The organism is Streptomyces sp. P9(2023), assembly GCF_032436795.1.
Taxonomy (GTDB): Bacteria; Actinomycetota; Actinomycetes; order Streptomycetales; family Streptomycetaceae; genus Streptomyces.
On sequence record NZ_JAUPWM010000442.1, the window covers coordinates 1 to 275 of the forward strand.

Genomic DNA, 275 nt, shown 5'->3' on the forward strand with positions numbered 1-275 from the left:
GTGTCGGCTACAAGACAGTGGAAAGGTTTTGCCATAGACGGTGGACTACGCTTCGAATACATGAGAGCTTCGCAGACTACCCACGGTAAATCCCGTGTCTGGAATAGTGCCAATCTCTTCCCGCATTTAGCAGTAACGCTTACTCCTCATCCCAAACATAGAGTAGAGCTTACATTGGCTCGACGGGTAAATCGGCCAACGTATGTCAACTTGAGTTCTACTCGCTGGTATTACGATGCCGGATTCTATACTTCCGGCGCACCGGAGTTGAAACC

The 275-nt window shown here is 49.5% G+C and carries 1 protein-coding gene; it reads left to right on the plus strand.

Translation table 11 applies throughout. The annotated features are described in order from the left end of the window. Positions 1 to 60: 60 nt before the first annotated feature. Positions 61 to 275: outer membrane beta-barrel protein (locus Q5762_RS38285; RefSeq protein ID WP_315896928.1), on the plus strand; the 215-nt coding region annotated here is incomplete at its 3' end.